We start from the raw sequence: 20454 nt of genomic DNA, 5'->3' as shown, positions 1-20454 counted from the left end.
GGTGCGATAGCAGATCGAATGCGCTCTGATGTCGAGGCCGGGCGTGGCCGGCTTCTGGTAGTCGATGCGCAGATCCAGCGTTGCGATCGCGTGTGTGCCGTCGAGCGCGAGCTGCACCGCCATGCCGCAGCTCTCGTCCAGCATCGCGGTGACGACGCCGCCATGCAGCACGCCGGTCTCGGTGTCACCGACGAAGACGGGGCGGTAGGGCAGGCTCGACCAGGCTTCACCAGGTGCTGCGCGGTCGAGCCTGAGACCGCTGATATAGCCATAGTCGGAGCGGCGGCCCTTGATGGCCTCGGCGAGCGCGTCGAACGACAGCGTTGTAGTTTGTAGATTGGACATGGTCACCTTTTAGACCGTTGTTGTGGCATGCGCAAAATCTCGCGGTCCATTCTGGGCTCGACATGTGGGGGCGAAGCAACGATGCTGCGGGACCATCTGGTTGAGAATGACGAGGAACCCCATGGCAAACCCCGACGCACCGGCGACCAATCCAGGGGGCGTGACGATCTCGACAGGAAGCGCCGAGCGGGCGCCCTTCATCTATTTCGACGGCGTGTCCTGCTTTGGCCATCACAACGGCGCGATCCAGATCGAGCTCGCCGCGAACCTCCTGATGCCGGTCGGCCCGGGCGTGCGGGTCGACGTGATCCAGACCGGACACATCCGCTGTAGCCCCGCCGCCGCCATCGCCCTGCGAGAAGCCATCGACAAGGCGCTCGCCATGATGCAGCAGGGCCAGCAGCAGCCGGCGGAGACAATTCCGGCCATGAAGAATTGATACTTCGTAGGGTGGGTTAGCCTCGTGGCTGCGCGAAGCGCAGTCCGCTCGGCGTAACCCACCACTTTTGTGTCCGCGATGGTGGATTACGCCTTCGGCTAATCCACCCTACGGGCCGAGCAAGCGGCCGCTCACCCCTTCGTCACGTGCACCTTCGGCTTCTTGCCGGCATTCCACTTGCCGTCGATGGCTCGCTCGATCTGGGCCGAGAGTTGCAGGAGCAGGCCGTCATTGGCCTGCTTGGCGATGGCCTGGATGCCGAGCGGCAGGCCGTGCTCGTTCTCGGCGAGCGGCAGCGAGATTGCCGGCATGCCGCAGAGGTTCGCCAGCGGCGTGAAGGCAAAATTGCGCCAGAGATTGCCGAACCAGTCCAGCACATCCGGATTGTCGGAGGTCGTGAGATACTCTCTTGTGCCAACCTTCGGCGTCGGCAGCGCCGTGACCGGCGTCAGGATGACATCCCACTGCTCGAAGAACGTGCCGAAGCCGCGCGATGTGGTGTTGAACACCGCCTGCATCTTCGCCCGCTCGGCAAAGCTCGTGTGGCGGCCCGCCTCCCAGATCCGGATGTTCATCGGCTCGATCAGATCCTCCGGCGGCCGCTCCAGCCCGCGCGCGGCGAGCATGTTGGAGATCACGACGGCGAAGTTGGAGATGTAGCAGGTGGTCTGCGCGTCGAAGGCGGCACGGAAATCGAGCTCGGGCAGGGCAAAGTCGACGTGATGGCCGAGGCCTTCGAGGAAGCGGCCGACCTTCTCCAGCTCGGCCGCGATGCGCGGCGTTGCGCGATAGTCGCCCCATCGATGCGACAGCGCGATGCGGAGCTTGCCGGGATCGCGCTTGATCATCTCGGTGTAAGGCTGCGCCGTGGTCCAGAACGGCATGAACTCGCCGGGCGCAGGCCCGCGGGCATGATCGACGAAGACGGCGGTATCGCGCACGCTGCGCGACTGGCAGCCCTGGATCGAGACGAGGCCGGAGAGATCGGACATATGCGGTGCGAGCGAGAACACGCCGCGCGACACTTTCAGCCCGATATTGCCGTTGACCCCTGCGGGAATGCGGATCGAGCCGCCGCCGTCGGTCGCATGAGCAATCGGCACGATGCCGGCCGCCACGGATGCGGCGCTGCCAGCCGACGAGCCGCAGGTGGTGTAGTCGGTATTCCAGGGGTTGCGCGTGACGTAGACGGCCGGGTTGTCGGCGGAGCTGCATACGCCGAACTCCGGCGTCGTGGTTCGTCCGATCAGGTTCAATCCGGCATGGCGGAATTTCGAGGTCAGGAAGGTGTCGGCGCCTGCGCGATTGCCGCGCATCAGCAGCGAACCCATTTCCTGCAAGCGCCCTTTCATCGTGGGCCCGAGATCCTTCATCAGGAAGGGCAGGCCGGCGAACGGGCCGGTGAGGTTGACGCCGTCCTTGGCGGGATCCGCGATCACGTCGTCGAACAGCTCGACCACGCCCGACAGCGCGGAATCGACCTTTGCCACCGCCGCTGCGGCCTGGCGCGCCAAATCGGCAGGCGTGAGCTCGCCCTTTTTGACGCACGTAGCCAGCGCCACGCCGTCATGCTGCGCCCACTCGTTCCAGCTCATCGGCAAAGTCATAGCGATTCAGTCCTCTTGTCCGGCGGCGACCATAGTTTCGCGAGAGGGCGTGTCAATCGACGGGACCCGCATGGCTGCGCCGCCGAATCCGGAGATTTTGCCGGTCGCTCTGCCGGCGCGCTCGCGAGGCTAAATCCTGAGATTGAAGTCCTTCGACGAGTCGCGCCGTAAGCGTTGCCGATGGCGGACATTGCGATCTCCCGTAGCCCGGATGGAGCGAAGCGCAATCCGGGATTGGAGCCGCAAGAGAGGGCCCCCGGATTTCGCTTCGCTCCATCCGGGCTACAAGTGCTCTCGCGATGCAAATGGCTTAGTTTGTAGAACTTCGGAATCTTGATAGTCTGGTGTGCGGTGCGCTGCAGAGCCGGGGCCTATGCAGCCAAGGCCGGGGATGGCCTCTGGTCCCGGCTCTGCGCAGCAGCGCTCACGCGTTGCGGCGCGTCCGGGACACGAGAGTTGTCCATTCCGGCCATGACCGAACGAATGTGGCGAGATCGCATCAAGGCAACAAAAAAATCCCCTGTCGACGGTTCCGTGTCGTACCTTGATGAATCAAGTCGGGTTGGTCCATAAGCGGCGTCCCGCGGGCCGTCGGTTCGGTTCGCGTCGCGTGCTTGGATTAAAGGAAACTGGCGTGGCAAACATCAACCAGAAGATTGCGCAGGAGCTCGGGGCCCGGGAGGAGCAGGTTCAGGCGGCGGTGGAGCTGCTCGACGGCGGCGCCACGGTTCCCTTCATCGCCCGCTACCGCAAGGAGGCCACCGGCGCGCTCGACGACGCGCAGCTCCGCACGCTGGAAGAGCGCCTCGTCTATTTGCGCGAGCTCGAAGACCGCCGCAAGGCGATCCTCGAATCGATCCGTGAGCAGGGCAAGCTCGACGCGGCGCTGGAGGCCACCATCATGGCCGCCGACAGCAAGGCGCGCCTGGAAGATATCTACCTGCCGTTCAAGCCCAAGCGTCGCACCAAGGCGGAGATCGCCAAGGAGGCCGGCCTCGAGCCGCTCGCCAACCAGCTGATGGTGGAGCCCGCGAATGATCCGAAGGTGGTGGCGGAAACGTTCGTCAATGCCGAGAAGGGCGTCGCGGATGCCGTCGCCGCACTCGACGGCGCACGCGCCATTCTGGTCGAGCGCTTCGACGAGGACGCCGACCTGATCGGAAGCTTGCGCGAGGAGATGTGGAGCAATGCGCGCATGGCCTCCAAGGTGCGCGAGGGCAAGAAGACCGAGGGCGAGAAGTTCGCCGACTATTTCGAGTTCTCCGAGCCGCTGACAAAACTCCCGTCGCATCGCATCCTCGCGATGTTCCGCGGCGAGAAGGAAGAGATCCTCGACCTGCAGATCCAGGCCGAGGCCGAGGCGCCGCCGGCGGGCGTGCCGAGCGCCTATGAACTGAAGATCATGAAGCGGTTCGGCATCGCCGACCTCAAGCGCGCGGGCGACCGCTGGCTGATCGACACCGTGCGCTGGGCCTGGCGCACCAAGATCCAGGTGCATCTCAACATCGATCTGCGGATGCGGCTGTGGAACGCGGCCGAGACCGAGGCCGTGCGCGTGTTCGCCTCCAATCTGCGCGATCTGCTGCTGGCCGCGCCCGCCGGCACCCGCGTCACCATGGGGCTCGATCCCGGCTACCGCACCGGCGTCAAGGTCGCCGTGATCGACGCGACCGGCAAGGTCGTTGACACCACCGCGATCTATCCGCACGAGCCGCAGCGGCAGTGGAACGAGTCGCTCGCGACGCTCGGCAGGCTCGCGCTGAAACATCGCGTCGAGCTGATCGCGATCGGCAACGGCACGGCCTCGCGCGAGACCGACAAGCTCGCAACCGAACTCGTCAAGGGGCTCGCCGAGTTGAAAATGACCAAGATCGTGGTGTCGGAAGCAGGCGCCTCGGTCTATTCGGCCTCGGCCTTCGCATCGCAGGAACTGCCGGGCCTGGACGTGACCCTGCGCGGTGCGGTCTCGATCGCCCGGCGCCTGCAGGATCCGCTCGCCGAACTCGTCAAGATCGAGCCCAAGGCGATCGGTGTCGGCCAGTACCAGCACGATCTCGGCCAGGCCAAGCTTGCCAAGTCGCTCGATGCCGTGGTCGAGGACTGCGTGAACGCCGTCGGTGTCGACGTCAACACCGCCTCAGCGCCGCTGCTCGCGCGTGTGTCGGGCGTCGGTGCGGGCCTTGCCGCAAGCATTGTGCAGCATCGCGACGCCAACGGCCCGTTCAAGTCGCGCAAGGCGCTCAAGGAGGTGCCGCGGCTCGGGCCGAAGGCGTTCGAGCAGTGCGCGGGCTTCCTGCGCATCCTCGGTGGCGAGGATCCGCTCGATGCCTCCGGCGTGCATCCGGAAGCCTATCCGGTGGTGCGCCGGATTCTTGCGGCCACCAAGAGCGACATCAAGGCGCTGATCGGCAGCAGCGAGGTCGTGCGTACGCTGAAGCCCAAGGATTTCGTCGACGAGACGTTCGGTCTGCCGACCGTCACCGACATCCTGCGCGAGCTCGAGAAGCCGGGCCGCGACCCGCGCCCGGCGTTCAAGGCCGCCGTGTTCAAGGAAGGCGTCGAGGAGATCAAGGACCTCAAGAAGGGCATGATCCTCGAGGGCACCGTAACCAACGTGGCCGCCTTCGGCGCCTTCGTCGATATCGGCGTGCACCAGGACGGCCTCGTGCACATCTCGGCAATGTCCAAGAACTTCATCAAGGATCCCCGCGAGGTGGTGAAGCCGGGCGACATCGTCAAGGTGAAGGTGCTGGACTTCGAGGTCGCCCGCAAGCGCATCTCGCTGACGCTGCGCCTCGACGACGAGGTCGGAGCCACGAAGGACGCGCCCGGCATGCAGCGCGATAATCCGCGCAACGCTGGCCGCATGACCTCGTCGGCGCCGCGCAAGCAGGAGTCCTCCGGTGGCGGCGCGCTCGCCGAAGCGCTTCGCCGCGCCGCAGAAAAGAGCGGTCGCGGCAAACCTGTGTGAGGCGCCCCGCTCAAACTAACTTCCGCGTCAGAATCTGGCGCATTTGTAAGTTGAAGGAGCCCCTCTATTCTCATCTCCTGAGCCTCCTCGGGCGGCGAGGCATGTCGCCGCACTGCAAGGAGGTTTTCCGATGAGCAACAGGCTTCTCACAGGCCTCGTCGCAGCGGCAGTCGCCGCGACGCTGGCGGTTGCGTCGCCCGTCCTGGCCCAACGCGGCGGTGGCGGCGGCGGACATGGCGGCGGCTTTGGCGGCGGTGGCGGCGGCCATTTTGGCGGTGGCGGCATGGGCGGTGGCATGCGTGCCGGTGGAATGGGCGGCGGTATGGGTGGCGCTCATTTCGGCGGTATGGGCGGTGCTCGATTTGGTGGCGCAAGCTTTGGTGGCGCGCGCTTCGCCGGCGCTCCGATTGCAGGCCGCGCGGCCTTCGCACCGCGCTTTGCAGGCAACCCAATGGCCGCCCGCGCAGCTTTCGTCGGGCCGCGCTTCGCCGGCGCCGGCTTCCGCGGCAGGCCTTTCATCGGCCGACACGCCTTCTTCTTCCGGCATCATCGCCGCTTCGCCTTCTTCGGCGCGCCGTTCATCTACGCCGGCTTTTACGGTGGCTGCTGGCGCCAGAGCTGGACGCCCTGGGGCTGGCAATGGGTCAATGTGTGCGGGGACGATTGGTACTAGCATTGCGTGACCGCACCGTTGTCGCGATCGCCGCCGGACAGTTCCGCCCTGCCCCGGAACGGGATAGTCTGGTGGCGATCGTCGCAAGAAGTTGAGCCAAGAACTTGAGCCATGAACTTGAGACATGGGTTGAGGCATGAGCGGAGGTCACCGCCGCATACTCGTCGTCGAGGACGACCTGGAGACCGCAGGCCAGCTCGCTGAAGAACTGACGACGAGCGGCTACGAGGTCGATCTTGCCGCGACAGGGCGCGAGGCGCTCAGCCGCGGCAGCGAGCGCGACTATGCGGTGATCACCATCGACCGCATGCTCCCCGACATCGACGGCATCACGGTCATGCGCCAGATGCGCGACGACGGCATCGCTTCACCCTTTCTGATCATCTCCGCGCTCGGCGAGGTCGACGATCGCGTGCGGGGCTTGCGTGCCGGCGGAGATGACTATCTCGTCAAGCCGTTCTCTTTCGTCGAGCTGCTCGCGCGCCTGGAGGCGCTCGGCCGCCGCAGCGAGACGATCGCAAAGGAGACGATCCTGCGCGTCGGCGATCTCGCCGTCGATTTGATATCGCGAGCTGCCTCTCGCCGCGGCAAGAAGATCCCGCTGCTGCCGCGCGAATTCCAGCTGCTCGAATATCTCGTCCGCAACGAGGGCCGCGTCGTCTCCCGCGCGATGCTGCTCCAGCACGTCTGGGACCTGCATTTCGATCCCTCCACCAACATCATCGACGTCTATGTCGGCCGCGTCCGCCGCAAGGTCGACGACAGTCAGGCCTATCCGCTGATCCACACCATTCGCGGCATCGGATATTGCCTCCGTGCTCCTGGCTAACACGCTCAAGTCGTCGACGTTTCGCCTGGCGCTGATCGCGATCGCGATCTTCGGCCTGATCGTCGCGGCGATCATCGCCTATGTCTATTATGGAACGCTCGCCTATGTGGAGAGCCGCGTCGGCGACGTCGGCGATCACGACGGCTTCACCGGGATGATCGAGCTCGCCATGATTGCGGTCGCCCTGCTGCTGCTGGTGCTCGCCGCGGTGGCCGCCGTGCTGGTGACGCGGCGCACGGTCGGCCGCATCGAACAGATCAACGCCACCAGCCGGGCCATCATGCTCTCGGGCCTCGATCAGCGCATCCCCTTGCGCGGCAGCCATGACGAATGGGATCGCGTCGCGGAAAACCTCAACCAGATGCTCGACCGCATCGAAACCCTGATGGGCGAGGTCAAGCAGGTCAGCGATAACGTCGCGCACGATCTGCGCACGCCGCTGACGCGCATGCGCGGCCGGCTCGAGAAGGCCTATCACGCCCCGCGCAACAGCGAAGCCGACGCGGCACTGATCGGCGATACCATCGCCGATCTCGATGCCGTGCTCGGCATGTTCGCCTCCATCACGCGGATCTCCGAGATCGAGACCCGCGCGCGCAAGGGCGCGTTTCGCGAGCTGAACCTCGTGGAGATCGCCGGCGAGGTGGTCGAGCTCTACGATGCCGCCGCCGAGCAGGTTGCGACTCGTCTCAATTTGACCGGCGACCGCGAAGTCAGGGTCACCGGCGACCGCGACCTGCTGTTCGATGCCATCGCCAACCTCGTCGACAACGCGATCAAACACGGTCGCGCGAATGGGCAGGTGAGCGTGGTCTGCAAGTCCGGCGAAGGTGGCGCGCTGATTTCGATCACTGATGACGGGCCCGGCATCCCGAAAGATCAACAGGACCATGTATTCAAGCGCTTTTACCGACTCGAGCAGAGCCGCTACACGCCGGGCAACGGCCTGGGCCTGAGCCTCGTCGCCGCGATCGCACGTCTCCACGGCGCTGAGATCGCGCTGCGTGACAACGCGCCGGGGCTGACGATCCAACTCCGCTTTCCGCTATCCGCACTGTAGGCGCACAAATTTGAGAGGCGATGGCCCCGCTGTTCCCAGGAAGCAGAAGTGCGGTGAAATGCACCTTGCGCGGGTCAGCGGTGCCCTGTTCAATAGCGCTGGCTTGAACGAGGTTGCGATGCGCATGCTTCGTTGGATAATCCTGATGGTCACGACGATCCTGGCGGTCGCCCCGGCCGCGGCTCAACGCTATGATTCCAATTATCCCGTTTGTCTCCAGAAGTGGGGCGCGGCCGGTTCCATCTCCATCTACTGCGGTTACACGTCTTTGGATCAGTGCAGGGCGACGGCGTCGGGACTCTCGGCTACGTGCTACGCCAACCCATATTGGCAGCAGGCAGATCAGGCGTCACCGGGCCACGTCCATCGACGACAAGGCCGCGTCTACTAGGGCACGCTTTGTGCGACGCGCTACAAATTGATCACGCCGCGCCGCGCGGCATGGGCGACCGCATCGGTGCGGCCGGTGGCATCCAGCTTGTCGAGCAGCGAGCCGACATGGAACTTGACGGTGTGCACGGAGATGCTGAGCTGGCGCGCGATCATCTTGTTCGAGGCGCCTTCGGCCATCAGCCCGAGCACGTCGAGCTCGCGCGGCGTCAGCTCGATATCGGCCGGCGAGGGTTGCCGGTCGCGTACGACCACCGCGGCCGGATCTCCGGGCGCGACGAGCCGCAAACCGGCGACGCTGCCGAGCAGCGACGCCAGCCGGTCGGCTACGGCTGGATCGCCGATTTCCAGCGCGATCGCGATGTCCTGCGTCGTGTCCTCGCTCACGCCTCCGGCCTCTCGCCGATCGTGACCTTGAAGCTCACCGGCTCGCCGGCACGGCGCACCGCGACGTCGACGACCGAGCCTACGCTTTCGGGTCCGAGGGAGCGCGACAGCGCGCGGACGCCAGCGAGCTTCGCGTCATTGACGGCCACGATGACGTCGCCCTGCCGGATGCCGGCCGCGGCAGATGGCCCGGATTTGTCGACATTCATCACCATCGCGCCGACGCCATCATCGAGCCGCACCGGTTGCAGGCCGAGCCCGAGATAGCCGCGTGCGATCCGGCCGCGCGTTTCGAGCTGCGCCGCGACACGCTCGATGGTCGCGGAAGGGATCACCAGCACGCGCCGAGGTCCCTGCACCGCCATGCCGAACGGCTCGCCTTGCGCATTCAGCGCGAGCCCGCCCTCGTGGCTGTGGCGCAGCCGCACGTCGAGCTCGATGCGCGCCTCGATGTCGCCACCGCGCAGGCTGCGCCAGCCAGGGCCCGCGAGCGACACCATGCCGAGAGATGCCGTGGGTGCGCCACGGTCGGCTGCGACGACGACGGCGAGCGACCCGAGCGCAGGGGCGCCGGACATCAGCTTGACCGGTGGGATGTCGGCATTGACGCGCAGCAGCGCGATGTCGGTGGTGTGGTCGCGGCCGACCATCGTGGCCGTCCGCGTGCTTCCGTCGGCGAGCCTGATCTCGACCTCGCCCTCGTCGGCCAGCGCCTCGTCGGCCGTGATGATGAGGCCCGCCTTCCAGGCAAAGCCGGAGGCGCGCAACCGATGCGAGTGAACGGAGACGAGCGAAGGCGCGGTGCGTGTAACCACATCCGAAAGCGCTGACGAGAGCGCGGCAAGGGGGGTAGGGTCGGTCATAGGAAGCTCCTGTCGGTTGTCCCAAATCTGGGATGCCGCGGGCGCTCTGAAAACTGGCCGGATGGTCAGGAGGCTCCGTAATGTCCCGGCCGACGAACATGTGATTGGGAGGAGGTCACGGGAACGTGTAGCAATCGGCCGGCCATTGCGCCTCAGGCTCCCACGCATTTTCGAGAAGACCCCGGATGACCATCGACCTGACCCGCCGCACGCTGCTTCACCTCGCCGGCGCCACGACGCTCGCGGCGGCTGCCGCAGCCGCGGCGCGCGCCGAAGGCAATCCGGGCAGCGTCGGTCCGACCTATGCCAGCCGCACGCCGATGCGCGTTGGCATGGTGACGCTGCGGGTCAAAAATCTCGATACCGTTGCCGACTACTATCGCGACGTGCTGGGGCTCACGGTGATGGTGCGTTCGGCGAGTTCAGCGCAACTCGGTGCCGGCGGCATAACACTGCTCGTGCTGGAAGCGCATCCCGATGCTGCGGTCGAGCCACGCAGCGCGGCCGGTCTCTATCACACCGCCTTCCTGATGCCGACGCGCAAGGATCTCGCGCGCTGGCTGGTGCATGCCGCCTCGAATCGTGTGCCGTTGACGGGCTTTGCCGATCATCTCGTCAGTGAGTCCGTCTATCTCGACGATCCCGAAGGCAACGGCATCGAGGTTTATGCCGACCGCGATCCTTCGCAATGGCAGTGGAGCGAAGGCTCGGTGAAGATGGCAACCGACGAGCTGAACGCTCCGGACCTGCTGTCGCTCACCAACACGCGCGTGAGCGACTATGCCAAGGCGCCCGAGGGCCTGCGCGTCGGGCACATGCACTTGCGCGTCGGCGACCTCGCGCAGGCCGAAGGCTTTTATCACGGCACGGTCGGCCTCGATCCGACCCGCCGCCGCAACGGCGCCGCGTTCCTCTCCTCCGGCCGCTATCATCATCACCTCGGCATGAACGTCTGGCAGAGCCAGGGCGCCGGCCGCCGCGACGATACGACAACCGGGCTCGCCTGGTTCTCGCTGGTGACGGAGAAGCAGGACATTCTCGCCGCGCAGGAGGAGCGTCTGGGCAGGGCGGGCGCGCAGGTCACGGCGCTTGCGAATGGCGTCGAAGCCCTCGATCCCTGGGGCACGCGGGTGCGGCTGCTCAGGGTGTGACCTTGCCGCGTCCGAGCGCGAATTGGCCGACCGGGCTCTCGACATGAACTTCGAGCTCGGTGATTTTCGCAAACAGATCGATGTCGTTGGTGCCGATGGCGCAGCCGCCAAGCCCCATGTCGGTCGCCGCCAGATAGAATGTCTGGATCATGGTGCCAACATCCTTCAGGATCAGCGAATATGCGATTGAGCTGTATTTCCAGGACATCCGCCCAAAGCGCGCGGCGATCGTGATCAGGACCTGCGGTGGACCGGGCGCGTCCATGGCAAACGCGGCCGCCGTCGAGAGCGCCTGGACCTGCTGCGCCGAAGCGCCGATCGCTATCAGTGCGTGAGCGCCTGCATCGTAGTGGTAGAATCCGCGTGCAAGGCCCTCGCAGTTCGCGACCGCCAGATACAATTCCAGCTCGTAGGCGCTCCCCGCCGATGGATAAGGCCTTGTGCTGTAGGTGACTTCGGGAATGCCGTCAAAATTCGCGCCGCTCTTCCATTCCGATAGCACGCGAGCCGTGGTGTCGAGAAACCGTGCGAGCTCGGCAAGCGCGATCGGATGCCGGTCGTCGAAATCTCGGATTGAATGGCGATCACGCAGCAGCTTCGTGAAGGGCGAGATCGGCTCCGGCATGGAGAATTTGCGAAGGTCGATCTTCTCGCCGGGCCACCGCGGACGTATCGCCGGCAGCGGTGGAACGAGGCCCGCATAGGTGAATGTGCCGCCAACTGGACTGGCATGCCGACCCTCCGTGCTCCGCGTGTGAAACACGAGATCGTGGAAATCCCAGAGAACGAGACTGCCATCGCCTTCATTCTCCCGAAGGCCGTCGCCGTCTTTCGCGTTGAGCTTGATCAGCATCCGGCTATCGAGCAGCAATCCGAGTAGATCGAGGTTCAAGGAGGCCGTCTGGCGACGAAGCGTGCTGATCTTGCGAGGCTGCGACAGGGCCGCGAGGGTGGCGGCGATCGCGGGATCGCAGATCCGAAACAGCGCGCCGGCGCGTGGCGATTCCAGCACCATCTCGTTGCCGCGCCGGTGCAGATAGGCGAAGCGCGACAACACGAGGGTATCACCGCTCCCAAGTTTTGCGCAGTGCGGCCAGTATTCGGCGACCTGGGGCTCGATGACGACGAGGTCCTGCTCGTCACGCGGAGAGGATAGGCGGTATTCGAGCAGCCCGTGCCGTGCCAGTCGATGCACCAGCGCGTGAACCTGCCTTGCGAGGACGCTTTTGCCGGCAAAGGAGGCGAGCGGCAGCCCGGAGGCGAGATGTCCCGCACGGTCGATCGCCGAGGAGCTGAATTGTCCAAGATTGAGCGAATAGCCGCCCAGGGCAGCGGCGATGCTTCCGTCTGCCTGCATGTGAAGGGAAAAACGACCGTTCAATCGGGCGGCGATGACGGGTGCGATCTTCCTCGTCGACCTTTTCCGGGGCGAGCGCACGACAGGCCACCTTCATGTGTGCGGCAGGAACGGAGTGAGTTCGCCTTCCAGTCGCGGGCGATCCAATAATCCGAGCTTCACCGGAACTTCGTAAAGCCGGCCGGGCGCGAAGCGGCGATAGAAATGCCGCAAGCCCGGAACGAGCACTCTGACGACGGGGACCTCGACGTCGGGCCGCGTCTGGTCAAGCACGAGGAAATCATGTCCCGCGCCGGTGGCGATCTCGATGCAGGCATTGACCTGGTCGCTCGTGTTATCGTGAAGCTTGAGGCCCGGTGCCGGCCGGACGATTGGATCGTCGCTCGGGATCAGGAAGGGATAATCGTCAAGTCGCAGCGGCGTGACACCGTCAAGTGTCGGCTTCTCGCCAGTTCCGCCGCCCATCAGGCCGATTGACATGAACTGGGTCAGCTCGGTGAGGGAACGCAGCAGTGCTATGCGGCGATCGAAATGCGAGCCGGAGCCGAACTCGATATTTTCGTGTCCGTTCTGCATCCAGTGCGTGATCGCCACGTAAGAGGGAATGCCGAGATCGCTGGTGATGTCGAGCACCCAAAGCTTGCGCCCCGCATTGGCAAACTGGGCTCGCAGATCCCGCACATAGGAATCGTCGAATTGCGTAAGGTCGACTTCGGCACGCTGCAGCCGGTTGTACCACCAGATGGCGTAGGCATCGCGTTCGACCAGTTCGAGGAAGCCCTGAACGATGGCTTCGTCGCGAGTGTTGCCCGCCGCGCACCCGTTGGAGTCCGTGTGGAATCCGCCGTAGAAAAAGTACAGCAGGCCCGTCGGAAGATACTTGAAACGCTTGTCGCGCAACGACCAGACCGGCGACCACTCGGTCTTGGTCGAGGGATCAAACGGCTCAGGAACCGGATGTGAATCATCCGGCTGCGGGGCATGCCTGTTTTGAAACTGCGTGTCGCTGAAGAGCTGGACGTCGTTGGGAAGAAGGGCATCACCGGGAGCGAAATCGGTGAAGCGGCGCTTCGTCCTGATTTCGTCTCCCTGAAAAATGCCAGAGTACCGCTCGATCGCCTCCATCAGCGCGCTGGCTTCGCCCTGCTCGGCGGTGGAGCCCTTGCCGAAGCTGCCGCCGCTCAGTCCCGACCTGAGCTCATCGACGCTCAAGGCTGGCGCAGAGAAATTGTGGTGAGCAAAAAAATTGGTGTTCATCGGCAGATCAGCCTCGATCCGCTCGAGCCGCGAGACCACGCCGGTCAACGGACTTACGTGTTTGCGGAAGCGCGCCACGGTGGCGCGAGACGTCACGGTGCGATATCCGCCGCTGGTCATGATGAGCTTCCGGCCCTCGGCAATCTCGACAGGCGCCTCCGCCCGGCGCGGACTCTGCAGCTTCTTGCTGCCGCAGGTCGGACATTGCGGGCGACGCGCGACATAGTGCTTGGCGATGACCGCACCAGTCAGGTCGAAGCTTGCAATGTGATCGCGCAGGTCGGTGCGAAAACCCGAGGCAATCGCTTTCGCAGTCTCGATGGCAGCGAAGTGGATGGCGGTCTGTCCAACGGTGTCATGGGCCAGGGGCGATACGGCGACCGGCTGCGCCAGTCCGCGGTCGAGAAATCCCTTGATTTCCCGATTGCGTATCATGCGATCGAACAGACAGGTCCAGCAGGCGCTCTCGCCCGGTTTGAAGATGGGGCCTACCAGCGGAAACACGCCGGACGGCTGCACCAGCAGCCAGGGCGTCCCATTGGCCACGCGCTCGCCGTTCAGCTCGGCGAGCCGCCGGTCAAGATAGTCGTTCACCAGCGTGATCACGAGCCTGGGCGAACGCTTGGCGATTTGAACGCCGAGTTTGCTCAAGGCCGCGCTCAGTTCCTTGGCGCCTTTGACATCGATCGATTCCACCCTCACCGGGCAGGCGCGCAGGTTCTGTTCTGCAGTCTCGGGAGGCAGGCCGAGGCTCGCCCAATAGCCAGCGACGGCGCCTGTGAATGCGGCCGATCCTGCCGTGGTGGCATAGCGGCGTTCGACCAGCCGCCCGATCGCTTCCTCGATCTTGTTCGTCGGGAAGTTTTTCGAAAGCTGGCGAATGATTTCCGAAACCGCCCGTCCGTTGCTTCCGATCGCTGCGGCCAGCGCACAATAGAGCTCGCCGTGCAGGAAGTATTTGCGATCCTCGGAATAGAGGCAGACCGCATCGGGAGGAAGCGTGTAGGCGGTGTAATTTGGTGCGAACCGCAAGATATCCTTGCGGGCCGGTCTCGCAACGCGGATCTTGCGATTGGCTGTCATCGGGGCGGCACGCGGATGGTGTTGTCCGTCATCTCAGACCGCCCGTGCGCGACGAGCCGTTGGCTCACCCACGGGAAGTCTTCGTTTGATTTGGAACACACCCGCTCGTCCCCGGCAAGCCGTCCAAGGCAGGTTCGGCGAACCTTGCGACGAAAACGAGAAAACGGCCGGGTCGCTTTCGAGCCCGGCCAATAAGAGGCTTGTCGATACACGATCGAACCGCGCGTCGCCTAGCACCAGCGGCAGCGGCCCCACGATGCACAACAGCCCGCGCAGGATACGACAGCGCAACCTACCACGGCACATCCGGCACACCGACAACCGACGCCGCATCGGCAACTTCTGCAGCCGCAGCCTCTGCAGCCTCTGCAGCCGCGGCAACCGCCGCATCCGCGGTAGGCGAGTTGTACGCGGTCGCTGGCGTCTTCCTTGTCGAACAGATGGAAGGTGGCCAAGCTGACGTCAGTCATTTCCTCTTCACCGAGCATGATCGCATGCCCCGGTGAAAAGTTCAGTCTCTGCTGAACGTCACCTGTTGGCACCGCCGCTGCTGATGCGCTGCCGGCGAGCGAAAAAGTTAGTCCGGCGGCTCCCAACGCCGGCACGGCGGCCTTGGCTACGCGCTTCTTTTTCGAAGCTTGCTTCACCCGCTGCATGGTCGCATCCTCCGAATGTTGCGGGAAGGATATCCTCGGAAGAAAGTCTACGCCGAGCCGACAAGGCAGGCAAGATTCACGAACACACGAAAATGCAGTGGCGCTCGTTCAGATTGCATTCATCTTCATGAACGAGTTCACCTTCGATCACTTGTCTTGTCTGCGCTGCGCGCGGCTGATGCAGTGCCGCAACTGTCTCCCGCCTGAACGGAGAAACTGCCTTGGTCGATCAACCCGGATACTTCGTTTGGTACGAGCTGATGACGACCGACGTCACGGCGGCGGGCGCCTTCTATGGTAAGGTTGTCGGCTGGGGCGCGAAGGACGTCTCGACGGCAGGGTTCGCTTACACGGTGGTGACTGCCGGCGACGGTCCGGTCGGTGGTCTCATGGAACTGCCGGAAGAGGGACGGCGATTGGGGGCGACACCGAGGTGGGTCGGCTACGTTGCCGTCGACGACATGGATGCGAAGGCCGCGCAGATCCGCCGTTGTGGGGGCGCCATTTTGGTATCGCCGACCGACAGCAACATCGGTCGAATTTCAGTGGTCGCCGATCCGCAAGGAGCAACGTTTGCGCTGGTCACCGGACTGACATATGGCCCACGGCACCCCAGCGGATTGGACGAGCCGGGTCGCGTGGGCTGGCACGAGTTGCTGGCTGAAGACCGGAACAAGATCTTTCCGTTTTACGGCGAGCTCCTCGGTTGGCAGAAGGCCCGCGCAGGAACCGATCCTGCAGATCTGTATGAATTGATTTCGGCGGCTGGGCAGACGATCGGCGGCATGCTTACCAAGCTTCCGAGCGTATCGCAGCCGTGTTGGCTCTATTACTTCAATGTCGACGACATCGGGGCGGCCGCCAAGCGCGTTCATGCTGGCGGGGGCCGTGTCCTTCAGGGCCCAAGCGAGCTGCCCGATGGTTGCTGGATCGTGCGATGTGCCGATCCCCAAGGCGCCCTGTTTGCCCTGCAGGGTGCCCGAGGTCAGAAAGACGACGAGCGACCCTCCGCCTCGGAAGTCGGCTGGTCTGCCACGTGGGGTGGCATGGCTTCAAAGGGCAGGGTGGTGCTCCCCAAGACGAAGCGCTAGAGCATGATCCGGAAAAGTGTGCAGCGGTTTTCCCTCGCGACAAACGCGGAACGCGTTTGCGCGGAGATCATGCGGAAACAACAACCTAAAGCGCGATGATGATTCATCCTGATTTCATCGGGCTTTAGGCCGAAGCGTTTTGCCGAGTGCCGCCGCCGGCACGTTGTGCCCGCTCACCCTTCAGGCAGTCCGGCGTCGACCATGAGTTGCATGACGCGGTCGGCAGCCGCGAGAAAAACCGTGCTCGTGTTTTCGCGGGTCGTCGGCACATTGCGGGCCGTCGAGCCGGGTCTCAGCTCCAGGCCCTTTGCCAGGGCCGCTTTTGCTTCGCCGGTTTGGCCCAAATGCTGATAGGCGGCAGCAAGCAGCATATGTGTGCGTCCGCTGCCGGATGTGATCGCGAGCGATGTTTGCAGCCAGGGCAGGGCATCTTCGTAGCGGCCCATCAGCGTGCAGGCCCAGCCGGTGCCGAGCGGCCATGTCCATCGCGAGGCGGCGGGCGTATCGAAGCGATAGGCTTGATCGAACGTCGCCAGCGCGTCCTCGAAGCGGCCGAGGTGAAGCTGCGCGAGACCAAGATGGTAGAGGGCCACTCCATTCCAGGGATCGAAGCTGAGCGTTCTCGCACACGCGATCAGGTTTTCGACGAACTGGTTCGTCGTGTTCAGGAAGCGGCAATGGGCATCCAGCACCGGAATGTAGTTGGGCTTTGCCCGCAACGCGGGCTCCAGCAGCGATCTGATGGACTTGATGCCATTCTCGATGGAGGTGTGCCCGGCAGGGCCGTACCAGACCATTTGAATTCCGCGGAGCTGGAGCGTGGCAAGCGCGAGCTTCAGGTCGAGGTTGTCGGGTTCGGCGACGATCGCATTCTGCAGCATCGTCTGGGAAATGGCAAAACGCTCGCGCGAGGTTTGACTGTTCGAGGCGAGGGCTTGCTCGATGACGATTTTGGCTGCGCTGGCCGGTGAGGAGTCGCCGTCCTCTCCGACTTCCTGGAGCGCGCTGCTCGCCACGACGGCGCTGGTTGCCGCCAGCTCGACGGCGGCGGCCCAGGACGCGACGTGGACCGGCACCACCAGCGAATGGACAACGTCTACCAACTGGTCGACGGGGAGCCTGCCGACCGGGACGGCCACCTTCGTCGATACCGGCTCCACGACGGTCTCGAATACTGGCGGCAGCGTCACGCTCGGCGAGATCCTGTTCACGCCGAGCGCGCAAGCCTACACGTTCACCATCGACAATGCCTTCACCCTGAACGGCGCCGGCGTCGTCAACAATTCCACCAATGCACAGACCTTCAACGTCTCGGCCGGTCAGACTCTGACTTTTCAGAACAGTGCTTCGGCCAGCGGCGGCACGGGAGCCGCAACGAACATCTCCAGCGCCAGCGGCATCGTGAATTTCAACGACTCCTCGACCGCGGTCAATGCCAACATCGGCATCGGAAACCAGCTCAATTTCAACAATTCGTCCAGCGCCGGCAGCGCCGTCATCGGCAGCACGGGCACGATCAATTTCAACAATTCGGCCACCGCCAGCACCGCCCAGATATATGTTGTGGGTGGCCAACTCACTTTCAACGATACGTCGACGGCAGCCAGCGCTCAGATCGTCAACTTTGATCATACGACCTTCAACCAGTCGGCGAGCGCGGGCAATGCCTCGATCACCAACTATCACGACGTCATCTTCAACGGTACGTCCACCGCCGGCAACGCGACGATCGTCAATTACGACTCCACCGGCGGGGGCCTGTATTTCAACAACACCAGCACGGCCGGCAGCGCGCAGATCACCAACTCCGGAGGTATCCTGATTTTCAACGATACGTCGACGGCCGGCAGCGCCACCGTCACCAACAACTACTACCTGTATTTCAACAACGCCAGCACGGCCGGCAATGCTGCCATCACAAACAACAGCCACCTGTATTTCTTCGGCGCCAGCACGGCCGGCAGCGCCGCCATCACGAACAACAGCTACCTGTATTTCTACAACACCAGCACGGCCGGCAACGCCGCCATCACCAACGATGCCGGCGGCAAGCTCGATTTCTCCGGGAGTACCGGCCCGCTCGGCGACCACAAGCTCACTGCCGGCTCGATCGCGGGAGCCGGCGAGGTCTATCTGGGCCTGAACGAACTCACCGTCGGCGGTAATAATCTAAGCACAACGGTGAGCGGGGTGATCAGCGCCTGTGGCGCGACCGGCTGGGATTGCACCGCCTGGCTCGGTACCACCACGGGCGGTTCGCTGGTGAAGATCGGCACCGGCATGCTGACGCTGTCGGGCGTCAACACCTATGGCGGCGGCACGACCGTCAATGGCGGCCTGATCAATTTTAACACGGCCAGCAGTTTCGGCTCGGGCACGATCACGCTCAACGGCGGCGGCCTGCAATGGGCGAGCGGGACGTCGACCGATATCTCGTCGCGCCTGACCGCGATCGGCAGCAACGGGGCGACCTTCGACACCAACGGCAACAATGTCAGCTTCGGCACTGGCCTGTCCGGCGCCGGCGGCGTCACCAAGACCGGTGACGGCACGCTGACCTTCCTGGCCGCCAACACCTATGCCGGCGGCACCACCATCAACGGTGGCACGCTGGAGGTCGACGGCTCGATCGCAAGCAGCAGCGGCGTGTTCGTCAATTCCGGCGGCACGCTGACCGGCACCGGCAGCGTCGGCGCCACGCAGGTTAATGCCGGCGGTATCTTCGCGCCCGGCGATGGCACGCCCGGCACATCGATGACGGTGATGGGCAATCTCGCGTTCCAATCGGGCGCGCTCTATCTCGTGCAGGTCAATCCATCGACCGCCTCGTTCACAACCGTCACCGGCACGGCGACACTCGGCGGCGCCACGGTGAGCGCGGTGTTTGCCAGCGGCAGCCAGATCAGCAAGCAATACAAGATCCTGACCGCGACCGGTGGCGTCTCGGGCACGTTCGGCTCGCTCGTCGACACCAACCTGCCGACGAACTTCCGCGCCACGCTGAGCTACGATGCCAACGACGCCTATCTCACCCTGATCCTGAACTTCGCCAGTCCCGGTGGTCTCAATGGCAACCAGCAGGCGGTCGCAAATGGGCTGATCAATTTCTTCAACTCCAATGGCATTCCGCTGCTCTACAGCACGCTCTCCGCGGGCGGGCTGACGCAAGCCGCCGGCGAGAGCGCCTCCGGCTCGCAGCAGACCACGTTCCAGGCGATGAGCCAGTTCATGGGCGTGCTCACCGATCCCTTTGCGGGAAGAGGCAGCGGCTCTGGCGGCGCGACGTCGCCGACGGGCTATGCCGAGGAGGACGATCAGGCGAGCGCCTACGCCGAGCGCAGGACCACCGACGCGTTCGCGATGTTCACCAAGGCGCCGTCGGTGCCGTTCGCGCAGCGCTGGAGCGTGTGGGCGGCGGGCTTTGGTGGCTCGCAGTCCACCAGCGGCAACGCGCTCGTCGGCTCGAACGACACCACGAGCCGCATCGCCGGCACGGCGGTCGGCGCCGACTATCTGTTCTCGCCGAACACGCTCGCGGGCTTTGCGCTCGCCGGCGGCGGCACGAGTTTTGGCGTCAACGGCATGGGCAGCGGCCGGTCGGACCTCTTCCAGGCCGGCGCCTACATCCGCCACACCGACGGCCCGGCCTATGTCACCGGCGCCCTCGCTTACGGCTGGCAGGACATCACCACCAACCGCACGGTGAGCATCGTCGGCCTCGACCAGTTGCGCGCGGAGTTCAATGCCAATGCGTATTCGGGACGCGTGGAAGGCGGCTATCGCTTCGTTGCGCCGGTCATCGGCGGCGTCGGCATCACGCCCTATGCGGCCGGACAGTTCACGACCTTCGATCTGCCGGCCTATGCCGAGAGCGTGGTCTCCGGCACGTCGAATTTTGTACTCAACTACGCGGCCAAGAGCGTCACTGACGCCCGCAGCGAATTGGGCATCCGCACCGACAAGTCGTTTGCGATGTTCAATGGCGAGCTGACGCTGCGCAGCCGCCTCGCCTGGGCTTATGATTTCAACCCGGACCGCTCCATCGGCGCCACCTTCCAGGCGCTCCCCGGCGCCAGCTTCGTCGTGAACGGCGCCGCGCAAGCGCACGACTCCGCTCTGACCACGGCCTCGGTCGAAATGAAGTGGAGAACCGGCTGGTCCGCCATCGCAACATTTGAAGGCGAGTTCTCGAACGTCACCTCGAGCTACGCCGGCAAGGGCGTGGTGCGATACGCGTGGTGAGGCGGAGTGGGCGCGCTCGGTCCCTGTCGCGGATTGTCCGACGATGACATTTT

The 20454-nt window shown here is 64.5% G+C and carries 16 protein-coding genes; 9 read left to right on the top strand and 7 right to left on the bottom strand.

Annotation, left to right across the window (positions count from 1 at the left end; genetic code table 11):
* Nucleotides 1–345 (bottom strand): PaaI family thioesterase (locus Q3C01_RS31500; protein ID WP_458149183.1); only part of this gene is annotated, 345 nt, incomplete at its 3' end.
* A 121-nt stretch (nt 346–466) separates the two neighbouring features.
* Between Q3C01_RS31500 and Q3C01_RS31495 the strand changes: the two genes are divergently transcribed.
* The gene (locus Q3C01_RS31495) at nt 467–784 is read left to right on the top strand and encodes a hypothetical protein (protein WP_458149182.1); all 318 of its coding nucleotides are present in this window, start codon (nt 467–469) and stop codon (nt 782–784) included.
* Between the two features lie 131 nt (nt 785–915).
* Here the strand turns inward: Q3C01_RS31495 and Q3C01_RS31490 are convergent, their stop codons facing one another.
* Nucleotides 916–2391: an amidase gene (locus Q3C01_RS31490; protein WP_458149181.1), complete on the bottom strand. Its 1476-nt coding sequence runs from the start codon at nt 2389–2391 to the stop codon at nt 916–918.
* 634 nt (nt 2392–3025) lie between these two features.
* Here Q3C01_RS31490 and Q3C01_RS31485 point away from each other — a divergent pair.
* The 5 genes from Q3C01_RS31485 to Q3C01_RS31465 all read left to right on the top strand — a co-directional run bounded on the left by Q3C01_RS31485 (nt 3026) and on the right by Q3C01_RS31465 (nt 8315).
* A complete protein-coding gene (locus Q3C01_RS31485; RefSeq protein WP_458149180.1) occupies nt 3026–5362 on the top strand; it encodes a Tex family protein in 2337 nt (778 codons plus the stop codon).
* A gap of 130 nt (nt 5363–5492) precedes the next feature.
* Complete coding sequence (locus Q3C01_RS31480; protein WP_458149179.1) at nt 5493–6035, top strand: hypothetical protein; 543 nt, start codon at nt 5493–5495, stop codon at nt 6033–6035.
* Nucleotides 6036–6171: 136 nt separating this feature from the next.
* Nucleotides 6172–6864, top strand: a complete 693-nt coding sequence (locus tag Q3C01_RS31475) for a response regulator transcription factor (protein WP_458149178.1) — start codon at nt 6172–6174, stop codon at nt 6862–6864.
* On the top strand, nt 6851–7924 hold the full coding sequence (locus tag Q3C01_RS31470) for a sensor histidine kinase (RefSeq protein WP_458149177.1): 1074 nt from the start codon (nt 6851–6853) through the stop codon (nt 7922–7924). The genes Q3C01_RS31475 and Q3C01_RS31470 overlap by 14 nt, the downstream gene beginning before the upstream one ends.
* A 58-nt stretch (nt 7925–7982) precedes the next feature.
* Entirely contained in the window at nt 7983–8315 is a 333-nt protein-coding gene (locus Q3C01_RS31465) for a DUF3551 domain-containing protein (protein ID WP_458149176.1), read from the top strand.
* 20 nt (nt 8316–8335) lie between these two features.
* Here Q3C01_RS31465 and Q3C01_RS31460 read toward each other — a convergent pair whose 3' ends face one another.
* Both Q3C01_RS31460 and Q3C01_RS31455 read right to left on the bottom strand, forming a co-directional pair.
* The gene (locus tag Q3C01_RS31460) at nt 8336–8701 is read right to left on the bottom strand and encodes a response regulator transcription factor (protein WP_458149175.1); all 366 of its coding nucleotides are present in this window, start codon (nt 8699–8701) and stop codon (nt 8336–8338) included.
* Complete coding sequence (locus Q3C01_RS31455) at nt 8698–9564, bottom strand: S1C family serine protease (RefSeq protein WP_458149174.1); 867 nt, start codon at nt 9562–9564, stop codon at nt 8698–8700. The genes Q3C01_RS31460 and Q3C01_RS31455 overlap by 4 nt, the downstream gene beginning before the upstream one ends.
* A 185-nt stretch (nt 9565–9749) precedes the next feature.
* Between Q3C01_RS31455 and Q3C01_RS31450 the strand changes: the two genes are divergently transcribed.
* Nucleotides 9750–10715, top strand: coding sequence for a VOC family protein (locus Q3C01_RS31450; RefSeq protein ID WP_458149173.1), 966 nt, complete (start codon nt 9750–9752; stop codon nt 10713–10715).
* Here the strand turns inward: Q3C01_RS31450 and Q3C01_RS31445 are convergent.
* Entirely contained in the window at nt 10705–12072 is a 1368-nt protein-coding gene (locus tag Q3C01_RS31445; RefSeq protein WP_458149172.1) for a SagB/ThcOx family dehydrogenase, read from the bottom strand. The two genes, Q3C01_RS31450 and Q3C01_RS31445, sit on opposite strands and share 11 nt — an antisense overlap.
* A gap of 93 nt (nt 12073–12165) precedes the next feature.
* Nucleotides 12166–14412, bottom strand: a complete 2247-nt coding sequence (locus Q3C01_RS31440) for a TOMM precursor leader peptide-binding protein (protein WP_458149171.1) — start codon at nt 14410–14412, stop codon at nt 12166–12168.
* A gap of 916 nt (nt 14413–15328) precedes the next feature.
* Here Q3C01_RS31440 and Q3C01_RS31435 point away from each other — a divergent pair.
* A complete protein-coding gene (locus Q3C01_RS31435; protein ID WP_458149170.1) occupies nt 15329–16159 on the top strand; it encodes a VOC family protein in 831 nt (276 codons plus the stop codon).
* Between the two features lie 173 nt (nt 16160–16332).
* On the opposite strand, the gene Q3C01_RS31430 is transcribed toward Q3C01_RS31435, so the two are convergent.
* Complete coding sequence (locus Q3C01_RS31430) at nt 16333–17040, bottom strand: tetratricopeptide repeat protein (protein ID WP_458149169.1); 708 nt, start codon at nt 17038–17040, stop codon at nt 16333–16335.
* A 61-nt stretch (nt 17041–17101) separates the two neighbouring features.
* Here Q3C01_RS31430 and Q3C01_RS31425 point away from each other — a divergent pair, with 61 nt between their 5' ends.
* Nucleotides 17102–20401 (top strand): autotransporter outer membrane beta-barrel domain-containing protein, encoded by a 3300-nt coding sequence (locus tag Q3C01_RS31425; RefSeq protein ID WP_458149168.1) that lies wholly within the window; start codon nt 17102–17104, stop codon nt 20399–20401.
* Nucleotides 20402–20454 lie beyond the last annotated feature (53 nt).

The organism is Bradyrhizobium sp. UFLA05-109, from assembly GCF_054185165.1.
This window is presented reverse-complemented; position numbering and strand designations above follow the sequence as displayed.

What these genes read in the sequence shown, in the direction of transcription:
- Q3C01_RS31475 (WP_458149178.1), top strand. Translation starts at nt 6,172, where the DNA reads ATGAGCGGAGGTCACCGCCGCATACTCGTCGTCGAGGACGACCTGGAG.
- Q3C01_RS31480 (WP_458149179.1), top strand. Translation starts at nt 5,493, where the DNA reads ATGAGCAACAGGCTTCTCACAGGCCTCGTCGCAGCGGCAGTCGCCGCG.
- Q3C01_RS31445 (WP_458149172.1), bottom strand. Translation starts at nt 12,072, where the DNA reads ATGCAGGCAGACGGAAGCATCGCCGCTGCCCTGGGCGGCTATTCGCTC.
- Q3C01_RS31465 (WP_458149176.1), top strand. Translation starts at nt 7,983, where the DNA reads ATGCACCTTGCGCGGGTCAGCGGTGCCCTGTTCAATAGCGCTGGCTTG.
- Q3C01_RS31440 (WP_458149171.1), bottom strand. Translation starts at nt 14,412, where the DNA reads ATGACAGCCAATCGCAAGATCCGCGTTGCGAGACCGGCCCGCAAGGAT.
- Q3C01_RS31455 (WP_458149174.1), bottom strand. Translation starts at nt 9,564, where the DNA reads ATGACCGACCCTACCCCCCTTGCCGCGCTCTCGTCAGCGCTTTCGGAT.
- Q3C01_RS31435 (WP_458149170.1), top strand. Translation starts at nt 15,329, where the DNA reads ATGACGACCGACGTCACGGCGGCGGGCGCCTTCTATGGTAAGGTTGTC.
- Q3C01_RS31495 (WP_458149182.1), top strand. Translation starts at nt 467, where the DNA reads ATGGCAAACCCCGACGCACCGGCGACCAATCCAGGGGGCGTGACGATC.
- Q3C01_RS31450 (WP_458149173.1), top strand. Translation starts at nt 9,750, where the DNA reads ATGACCATCGACCTGACCCGCCGCACGCTGCTTCACCTCGCCGGCGCC.
- Q3C01_RS31425 (WP_458149168.1), top strand. Translation starts at nt 17,102, where the DNA reads ATGACGATTTTGGCTGCGCTGGCCGGTGAGGAGTCGCCGTCCTCTCCG.
- Q3C01_RS31430 (WP_458149169.1), bottom strand. Translation starts at nt 17,040, where the DNA reads ATGCTGCAGAATGCGATCGTCGCCGAACCCGACAACCTCGACCTGAAG.
- Q3C01_RS31490 (WP_458149181.1), bottom strand. Translation starts at nt 2,391, where the DNA reads ATGACTTTGCCGATGAGCTGGAACGAGTGGGCGCAGCATGACGGCGTG.